Origin of the sequence: Bradyrhizobium sp. PRIMUS42 (genome assembly GCF_023006515.1) — a bacterium.
Taxonomy (GTDB): domain Bacteria; phylum Pseudomonadota; class Alphaproteobacteria; order Rhizobiales; family Xanthobacteraceae; genus Bradyrhizobium.
The window spans coordinates 1-6,695 of the sequence record NZ_JALBGZ010000343.1 but is presented as its reverse complement, the minus strand read 5'-3'; the positions used below and the strand labels follow the sequence as shown (position 1 = coordinate 6,695).

General features: G+C 66.5%; 8 protein-coding genes. 1 reads left to right on the top strand and 7 read right to left on the bottom strand.

Going from position 1 to position 6,695, the window contains the following annotated elements; genetic code table 11:
- Positions 1–170: 170 nt before the first annotated feature.
- Positions 171–671 carry a hypothetical protein gene (locus MOV75_RS22810; RefSeq protein WP_246926487.1) on the bottom strand — a complete coding sequence of 167 codons (501 nt, stop codon included), beginning with the start codon at positions 669–671 and terminating at the stop codon, positions 171–173.
- Between the two features lie 63 nt (positions 672–734).
- Between MOV75_RS22810 and MOV75_RS22805 the strand changes: the two genes are divergently transcribed.
- A complete protein-coding gene (locus MOV75_RS22805; protein WP_246926485.1) occupies positions 735–1,499 on the top strand; it encodes an SOS response-associated peptidase in 765 nt (254 codons plus the stop codon).
- Between the two features lie 152 nt (positions 1,500–1,651).
- On the opposite strand, the gene MOV75_RS22800 is transcribed toward MOV75_RS22805, so the two are convergent.
- From MOV75_RS22800 to MOV75_RS22775, 6 genes are all read right to left on the bottom strand, one after another.
- Positions 1,652–2,845 (bottom strand): CaiB/BaiF CoA-transferase family protein, encoded by a 1,194-nt coding sequence (locus tag MOV75_RS22800; protein ID WP_246926483.1) that lies wholly within the window; start codon positions 2,843–2,845, stop codon positions 1,652–1,654.
- 36 nt (positions 2,846–2,881) lie between these two features.
- Positions 2,882–3,811, bottom strand: a complete 930-nt coding sequence (locus MOV75_RS22795; RefSeq protein ID WP_246926482.1) for a glycine/sarcosine/betaine reductase selenoprotein B family protein — start codon at positions 3,809–3,811, stop codon at positions 2,882–2,884.
- 141 nt (positions 3,812–3,952) lie between these two features.
- On the bottom strand, positions 3,953–4,534 hold the full coding sequence (locus MOV75_RS22790; RefSeq protein ID WP_246926480.1) for an NUDIX domain-containing protein: 582 nt from the start codon (positions 4,532–4,534) through the stop codon (positions 3,953–3,955).
- A gap of 13 nt (positions 4,535–4,547) precedes the next feature.
- The gene (locus MOV75_RS22785; RefSeq protein ID WP_246926478.1) at positions 4,548–4,979 is read right to left on the bottom strand and encodes a GNAT family acetyltransferase; all 432 of its coding nucleotides are present in this window, start codon (positions 4,977–4,979) and stop codon (positions 4,548–4,550) included.
- Entirely contained in the window at positions 4,976–6,403 is a 1,428-nt protein-coding gene (locus MOV75_RS22780; RefSeq protein ID WP_246926468.1) for an FAD-binding oxidoreductase, read from the bottom strand. The genes MOV75_RS22785 and MOV75_RS22780 overlap by 4 nt, the downstream gene beginning before the upstream one ends.
- 23 nt (positions 6,404–6,426) lie before the next feature.
- On the bottom strand, positions 6,427–6,695 hold a 269-nt coding region (locus MOV75_RS22775), incomplete at its 5' end, for a Sua5 family C-terminal domain-containing protein (protein ID WP_309486821.1).

The following is a 6,695-nucleotide window of genomic DNA, read 5'->3' as shown; positions in this document are numbered from 1 at the left end:
AGCACCGCGCTGGAGGCTTCCTCGATCAGGATGCCCTGCTGCATCACCGCGCGCGGCAGGCGCGCCTCGACGCGCTTGATGCGGTTCTGCACCTCGACAGAGGCGGCGCTGACGGCAAGCTGGGGATGGGTGGGCTGGACGGCTGAAACCATTTTCTCAAAGGACCTGGCTCAGTTCGCCATGATGGTATCGACGTCCGCTTCGGCCCCGCCGTGGATGATGCCGCCGCAGGCCGCGATCAGCGGCTTGACCCAGAGCGTGGCCTGCTCGGCGAGGCGGATGCGCGTCGTGTCCTTCTCGACCTCACGCATGGCCGAGCCGACCGCTGTCAGGATCGAGGTCATGGTATCGGTGAGGTGGTCGAACTGGGCGCGGACGTTGGGATCGGCCTTCTCATAGGCTTCGATGGCGAGGTCGCGCGCCTTGAAGTTGGAGGCCGTGAAATGCTCGGCATAGGACAGTGGCGACCAGGTCAAAAAATCTTCCGCGCATTCGGGCATGTCCGGGACCATTTCCAGCAGCATCACGGCTTCATTGAAATGGTTGAGATAGTCAGTGGCAAGCCCGGTCCGCGGGTTGATGTTGGCCACGCGCAGCCGCTCGGCCCAGGCGGAGGCCTCGGGGCCCGTCTGTACGTGCGTCCGCGCGGGTTGGGAGGCCATTGAGCTCATCCGCCGCAGTGTTAACGTTCGGGGTTAAAAGGACCTGAACGGACCCTATATAGACGCCTTGGGATGTGTGGACGCTTCGTCATAACTTCGGCCCCCGCGGCCTTGCGGCAACTGTTCGGCTATGCCGAGCAGCCGAATTTCCCGCCTCGGTACAACGTGGCGCCGACACAACCGATTCCGGTCGTTCTGATCGAGAATGGCGCGCGCCATTTCCGCCTGATGCGCTGGGGATTGCTGCCGGGCTGGGTCAAGGACCCGAAGGGCTTTACGCTCCTGATCAATGCGCGCTCCGAGACGGTGCTGGAGAAGCCCGCGTTCAAGCGAGCGATTCGCCGGCGGCGCGGCCTGATCCCGGCCGACGGTTATTACGAATGGAAGGTGGAGGACGGCCGCAAGCAGCCCTTCTTCATCCACCGTGCCGACGGTGCGCCGCTCGGTTTCGCTGCTTTGTTCGAGACCTGGGCCGGGCCGAACGGCGAGGAGCTCGACACGGTCGCGATCGTCACGGCCGCGGCGGGCGAGGATCTCGCCGCGCTGCATGACCGCGTCCCCGTCACCATCAGCGAGCGCGATTTCGAACGCTGGCTCGACGTCAGCGGCGACGAGGTCGACGCGATCCTGCCGCTGATGACGACCCCGCGCCTCGGCGAGTTCGCCTGGCACCCGGTCTCCACCCGCGTCAACCGCGTCGCCAATGACGACGAGCAATTGTTGTTGCCGATCAGCGCGGAGGAGATGGCGGCGGAAGCAGAGGCGGCCAAGCCGAAGAAGGTGGCGCGGAAGGTGGCTGCTGGCTCATCGGATGACGGGCAAGGCTCGCTGTTCTAGCTGCGGTGCCGTAGGGCGGGCAAAGGCGCAGCGCGCCGTGCCCACGATCTCTCGCTCCAGCGCGCAACGGTGGGCACGCTTCCGCCTTCGCTCTTTGAGCTACGGCGGACAAGTCGCTTTCCCCACCCTCCAGCAGCGGAGTGTGTGGCGGCCTACACAACCTCCTGCGCTCTCAACCCCGCGATCTCCGCCGCATCGAACCCCAGCTCGTCCAACACCGCCTCGGTATCCGCGCCGAGCTCCGGCGCCATCCGGTCCAGCCGGCCGCCGCCATGGGCGAGCTTGAAGCCGCTGCCGGCAAAGCGAAGACGGCCGTAGGGCGTGTCCAGCTCCTGAATCGCGCCGCGCGCCTTGATTTGCGGATGGTCGATGACTTCCTCGACCTTCCAGATGCTGGCGCAGGGCGCGCCGGCGTCTTCCAGGATGGTCTCCCATTCGCGCGCGGGCCTCGCCGCCAGCGCCTCCTCGATGATGGCGCGCAGCGCAGGTTCGTTCTCGTTGCGCGAAAACCAGTCGGCGAAGCGCGGGTCGGCGAGCGTGTCTTCGCGGCCGAGCGCGCTCATCAGCGCGCGATACTGCTTCTCGTTGTTGACGGCGAGCAGGATATGGCCGTCGCCGCATCGAAACAAATTCGCCGTGGTCCTGCGGCTGACCGCCTGGTTGCCCGACAATTGCTGGCGATGGCCGGCGACCGACCAGTCCGCGATCTGCCCGGACAGAAACGCCATCGTCGCCTCCAGCATGGAGACGTCGATGAGCTGGCCCTTGCCGGTGCGGTCGCGCTGATACAGCGCGCTCGACACGCCGAACGCGGCGGTGGCGCCCGAGAGCACGTCGCAGACCGCAAAGCCCGCGCGCGTCGGCCCGGTCTCGGGATGGCCCGTGATCGCCATGATGCCCGACAGCGCCTGCATCTTGCCGTCATAGCCGGGCCGCAAGCGATCCGGGCCGGTCTGGCCGAAGCCGGACACCGCGCAATAGATCAGTTTTGGATTGATCGCGGAGAGCGCCTCGTAGCCGATGCCGAGCTTGTCCATCACGCCCGGGCGGAAATTCTCCATGACGACGTCGACCCGGCTCGCAAGCTTCTTCACGATCGCGATCGCCTCGGGCTTCTGCAGATCGAGCGTCAGGCTGCGCTTGTTGCCGTTGATGGCCTGGAACGCCGGCGCGAGCCCGCGCTCCGCCCATTCGCGTGACAGCGGCGTGCGGCGCATGTCCTCGCCCTCGCGCCGCTCGACCTTGATGACGTCGGCCCCCAGTAGTGCGAGCTGATAGCTCGCATAGGGGCCGGCCAGCACTTGGGTGAAGTCCAGGATCTTCACGCCCTCGAACGGTCGCGTCACGTCGCTCTCCCCTTTTGTTGTCGTTGTCGGAGGACGTCAGGCGGCGCGGTTGCCGCGCGCGATCTCCTTCTGCTTGTCGAATTCGGCGCGGCGACGGGCGAGCTCTTCGGGCGAGAGCTGCGCGACGTTGTTGTAGTCGAGCTTCCAGGAGGCGTCCTCGCTCCAGCGCAGCGGCGACTGCATCGTCGTCTGCGGGCCGCTCGCGGTCTCCAGCAGCGTGAGCGCCAGTTCGAGCGTCTGCGCCTGCGAGGCGACATCATGCGGCTTGCCGGCGGAATTGCCGAGCGGGAAGTCGCTGAACAGGAAGCGCGGCCCAGCGGCGTGCTCGATGATGTCCTTGGCGCAGCCCATGATCACGGTCGGGATGCCGCCCGCTTCGAGATGCCGCGCCACCAGCGCGGTGGTCTGGTGGCAGACCGGGCAGTTCGGCACCAGCACCGCGACATCGACCTTGTCGGCGAGACAGCGCGCCAGAATCTCCGGTGCGTCGGTGTCGAGGGTGACGCGATGGCTGCGGTTGGTCGGCGCGCCGAAGAAGCGCGGGGCGACTTCGCCGATGCGGCCGGCGGCGGAGGCCTTCAACAGCTGCGGCAGCGGAAACCAGGTGCCGTTGTCGGTCGCGCTCGTGTGCTTGCGGTCGTAGCCGATATGCGAGATGCGAAGGTCGTGCTGCTTGGCCGTGTCGCCGTCATAGACCTCATAGAACTTCGCGCTGCCGTTATACGCCGCGCCGGGCCCCTGGTCGCCCTTGGCGGGATCGTACGGCGCAGCCGTCGTGATGATCGTCACACGCGACTTTGCCAATGGCTTCTTCAGCGGCTGGAACGGCGCCTCGGTGTAATGCGCCCAGCGATACGCCGTGGTGTAGCCGATCGCCGCGTAATAATCGCGCGTGCGCTGCATGTAGGGGACGGGGGCATCGTAGTCGGGCGCAAAGCCGAATTCATCGTCGCGCGGAGTGGACATTGGCGCGTCTCCTGGTTCTTGGTTGGGGCCAGACTAGAGATAGTTTTGGGGGTGCTCAATGGGGGGAGCGGCGGCGCAGGGCTGAATTGCAGACGAGGATGGTGGGCACGCGCGCGTCTTACCCTCCAGGGGTACGCAAGCTCACCTGAACACATGCAGCGCCGCGTATTGCAGCAGCATGATCGCCTTGGCGTCGATGATGCGGCCGTCGGCGATCATCGCCAGGGCCTCGTCGATCGAGAGCTCCAGCACCTCGATGTCCTCACCCTCGTGCTCCAGGCCGCCGCCGTCGCTGACCCGCATCGAAGGCTCGTACTCGGCGACGAAGAAATGCAGCTTCTCGGTGATGGCGCCGGGGCTCATGAAGGCCTCGAACACCTTGTGGACGTGGTGCAGGCGATAGCCGGTCTCCTCCTCGGCCTCGGCGCGGATGCGCTCTTCCGGCGAAGCATTGTCGAGCACGCCGGCGGCGGCCTCGATCAGCAGATCGTCGTAGCCGCGGATGAAGGCCGGCAGGCGGAACTGGCGCACCAGGATCACGGTCCGCCGGGCGCGATTGTACGGCAGCACGGCCGCGGCGTTGTCGCGCTCATAGGTCTCGCGGTGCTGCGTCTGCCACTCGCCGCTGGCGCGGCGATACTCGAGCGTGGTGTTTTTCAGGGTGGTCCAGCCGTCCGAGAGCACGCGGACGTCCTTGATGCGGACGCGGTCGGAAATGGTCATGACTGTCTTTCAGCTAGTGCGTGCGGCCGTCGAGCCATTTCTGGAACATCACGGACGTGGATTCCTCGAAGCCCAGCGACTGGTAGAACGCGTTGGCCGGCGCATTTTCGCGGCGGACCAGCAGCTGGAGCTTGGCGATCCCGGCCGCGCGCAACCAGTCCTCGGCCGCCGCCATGATGGCGCGGCCATGGCCGCGCTTCTGGCGGTCGGGATCGACCGCGACGTAATAGATCCAGCCGCGATGGCCGTCATAGCCGACCATGACGGTCGCCGCGATCGCGCCATTGTCGCGGCCGAGCAGGATCGTCGAGTTCTCGCGCCGCCGCGCCAGCGCGATGTCGGAATGCGGATCGTTCCAGGGACGCGTCAGGCCGCAGCGCTGCCACAGCGTCACCACCGGCTCGACATCGGCATCGGTGATGGCGTCGATCGTAAGAGTATTCACAACACCTTCCCCGGATTCATGATGCCCTGGGGATCGAGCATCGCCTTGATCGCGCGCATCAGCTCGATCGCGGTCTTGTCCTTGACGTCGGGCAGCTCGTCGCGCTTGAGCACGCCGATACCGTGCTCGGCCGAGATCGAGCCGCCCATGCGCAGCACGATCGCGAACACCACCGCGTTCATCTCGTGCCAGCGCGCCAGAAAATCCGCGGTGTCGGCGCCGACCGGCTGGCTGACATTGTAATGCAGATTGCCGTCGCCGAGATGGCCGAACGGCACCGGCCGCGCGCCGGGGATCAGCTTCACCACCGTGGCATCGGCCTCGGCGATGAATTCAGGCACGGCGGCGACCGGCACGGAGATGTCGTGCTTGATCGAGCCGCCCTCCGGCTTCTGTGCCGAAGACATCTCGTCGCGCAGCTTCCAGAAGCCGGCGCGCTGGGCGAGGCTCGCCGCGATCACGGCGTCGTCGACGATCTCCTCCTCCATGGCACGGGTCAGGATCGTCTCCAGCGGCGTGCGCGCGTCCTCGCTGGGGGAGGACAGCTCCATCAGCACGTACCAGGGATGCTTTGCCTGGAGCGGATCGCGCACGTCGATGCCGTGCTTTACCGAGAACTCCACCGCCATCTCCGACAGCAGCTCGAAACTCGTCAGCGCATTGGCGGCTTCGCCCTGCGCGATCGTGAGCAGCTTCAGCGCCGCCGCCGGCGATTTCAGCCCGACGAAGGCGGTCTCGACCGCCCGCGGCTTCGGAAACAGTTTGAGCGTCGCCGCCGTGATAATGCCGAGCGTGCCTTCGGCGCCGATGAAGAGGTTGTGCAGATTGTAGCCGGTGTTGTCCTTCTTCAGCTTCGACAGAAGACTGAGCACGCGGCCGTCGGCCAGCACGACCTCCAGGCCCAGCGCCATCTCGCGCGCGACGCCATAGGCGAGCGCGGCGGTGCCGCCGGCATTGGTCGAGAGATTGCCGCCGATGGTGCAGCTGCCTTCGGCACCCAGCGACAGCGGAAACAGCCGGTCCACCTCGGCGGCCTTCGCTTGCGCGATCTGCAGCACCACGCCGGCTTCGACCGTCATGGTGTTGGAGGCGGTGTCGACCTCGCGGATCTTGTCGAGCCGCCGCAGCGACACCACGACCTCGCCATTGTGCGGCGTCTGCCCGCCGACGAGCCCGGTATTGCCGCCCTGCGGCACCAGCGCGATGTTGCGCGCGGAGGCGAGCTTGCAGATCTCCGAGACCTCCGCCGTCGAGCCCGGACGCAGCACCAGCGGCGAGCGGCCGTGAAACAGATTGCGCTCCTCGGTGAGGTAAGGCTCGATGTCGGTCGCATCGGTGATGGCGTGGCGCTCGCCGACGATCTTGCGGAATTGTTCGATCAGCTCAGGCGCAAGCGGCGGGGTGGCGGATGTGTTGACGTTCATTCTCGTGTCTCTTCTCAAGCTTCTTATCGCGCAACCGCGGCCCGGCGCAGCCGGTCGTTGATCGCTTCGCCGAGGCCTTCCTCGGGCACCGTCATCACCGCGATCGCCCGCGGGCTCTTCGCATCGAGGCTCCGAAGATAGCCGAACAGATTGGCGGCGGCTTCATCGAGATCAGCCGTGGGCGACAAATTCATGACAGCGCTAGCTGCATCAATGCCGGGCAGCCGCGCGGGACCGAACGCGAGCAGAGCTTCGCCCGGCGCCACCTCGCGCGCATCGAGCCGCACATGGG

What these genes read in the sequence shown, in the direction of transcription:
- MOV75_RS22810 (WP_246926487.1), bottom strand. Translation starts at nt 671, where the DNA reads ATGAGCTCAATGGCCTCCCAACCCGCGCGGACGCACGTACAGACGGGC.
- MOV75_RS22805 (WP_246926485.1), top strand. Translation starts at nt 735, where the DNA reads ATGTGTGGACGCTTCGTCATAACTTCGGCCCCCGCGGCCTTGCGGCAA.
- MOV75_RS22795 (WP_246926482.1), bottom strand. Translation starts at nt 3,811, where the DNA reads ATGTCCACTCCGCGCGACGATGAATTCGGCTTTGCGCCCGACTACGAT.
- MOV75_RS22790 (WP_246926480.1), bottom strand. Translation starts at nt 4,534, where the DNA reads ATGACCATTTCCGACCGCGTCCGCATCAAGGACGTCCGCGTGCTCTCG.
- MOV75_RS22780 (WP_246926468.1), bottom strand. Translation starts at nt 6,403, where the DNA reads ATGAACGTCAACACATCCGCCACCCCGCCGCTTGCGCCTGAGCTGATC.